Source organism: Vibrio sp. Vb1554 (assembly GCF_033344235.1).
On the sequence record NZ_JAWPOJ010000125.1, the window covers coordinates 1 to 1,655 of the forward strand.

General features: G+C 44.1%; 3 protein-coding genes. 1 reads left to right on the top strand and 2 read right to left on the bottom strand.

Going from position 1 to position 1,655, the window contains the following annotated elements:
* Positions 1–458: HD-GYP domain-containing protein (locus tag R8N28_RS24200; RefSeq protein ID WP_318183544.1), on the top strand; the 458-nt coding region annotated here is incomplete at its 5' end.
* 65 nt (positions 459–523) lie between these two features.
* Here R8N28_RS24200 and R8N28_RS24205 read toward each other — a convergent pair.
* Together R8N28_RS24205 and R8N28_RS24210 are read right to left on the bottom strand one after the other, a co-directional pair.
* Positions 524–1,126, bottom strand: a complete 603-nt coding sequence (locus R8N28_RS24205; protein ID WP_005454888.1) for a 2OG-Fe(II) oxygenase — start codon at positions 1,124–1,126, stop codon at positions 524–526.
* A gap of 159 nt (positions 1,127–1,285) precedes the next feature.
* Positions 1,286–1,655 (bottom strand): TerC family protein (locus tag R8N28_RS24210; RefSeq protein WP_412079926.1); only part of this gene is annotated, 370 nt, incomplete at its 5' end.

The window sequence follows — 1,655 nt, forward strand, 5'->3', positions numbered from 1 at the left end:
ATGAACACGACCAAGAAATGCTGTTTATTGCCGGTTTGGTTCACGACATAGGTAAGCTAAAGACGCCAGATGAAATTCTACATAAGGAAGGCGCGCTCAGTAAGCAGGAATACACGAGAATCAAACGACATACGATAGATACTCAACTTGCGCTGCATAAGGTGTTCCCAAACGCCAAAATCGCAGAATGGGCTTCCAATCACCATGAACGCTTGGACGGCTCTGGCTACCCTTACCATAAAACAGCAGAAGAACTCGACATCCCTTCTCGCATTATTGCCGTTGCCGATGTGTTTCAGGCACTATCGCAAGATCGCCCTTATCGAGGACGAATGAGCCAAACACAAATTGCTGAGATCATGGATGACCTAATTGAGCAGAATAAACTCTGCGCTCACGTCTATGAAGTGTTAGAGCAGAATATGACGGCTTGCTACAACATATCTATTTGCCACTAAAAGCCGATTTCCGGACATTAAAAAGGGCGCATCACGCGCCCTTTTTAGTATTTAGTGCCTAGATGTTAACTCGCGATATCCAGAAGGTTATCTCTCACACCATTAATTCTGAACCAGCCTGCGATACTGAAACGCTCCGCGTTAGTCGGCAACACTTCATGAGGAAACTGTTCAGATAAGAACACCAGTAGACGCCCCCCACGAGGCGGTATTGTCGCGATTTCTTTGTCATTGAGGTCATAGACGACCAGTTCGCCCGCGTCCTCTTCACTCCAAGATTCATTCATGTAGAACACCGTGGTTAAGCGACGGTTTTCGTTCCCTTTAAAGCAATCAAGGTGTTTTTGGTAAAAATCGCCTTTTTCGTACTTAGCAAAGTGCGCTTCATACTCAAACAAACCCAAGAAGAAATGGCGGTTCACCTCTTGTCGAATCTCTTCCATTTTGCTCAAATAATTCGCGATTGGCTGGCCCATAGCTGGTTTTAACCATTGAATTTTGTCACTGCGAATTGATTCAATTCGGGTCACATCATCATTTCGACCAATGCGTGCTTTCTTCCAATTATCCGGTATGCAATCACGTAATTGGGTTACTTCGTCTTCTGAAAGGAAGTCATCCCAAATGTAGTAACCATCCGTTGCTAACGCATCGATCAGCTTGTTCATTTATTTTATTCACTCGTGTGGATTGGGCGGTTTATATAAAAAATTCAATCCAATGCAACAAATGCAACTTTTTGTCGAAACGACAAATTCTGAATCAGTAAATAAAATTGAAAGAAAAGCACACAAAAAGCCGCTCTCTTGAGCGGCTAAATTAGCAAGTTATTGGGCACCATAAATCACGGTTGGTTGATGCATCGGTCTGATTCGCTGGATAGTTCGGCGCTGCTTGTTCTTTAGTTGGATGTGACACAGTTCCAGCACCAAACCAAACGCCATCGCAAAGTACACATACCCTTTATTGATATGGATTGCGAAGCCTTCGGCCATCAGCAAGCCACCCAGCAATACTAGGAACAGTAGCGCTAAGGTTTTGAAACCAGGGTAACAGGTAACTAGGTTATTGATCTTCTCAGCAGTCATAACCATGACCAATGCAGAAGCAATAATTGCAGCAACCATAAGCGGTACTTCACTTGTTAAACCGACTGCAGTGATGACAGAATCCATCGAGAATACCGCATCAACCGCA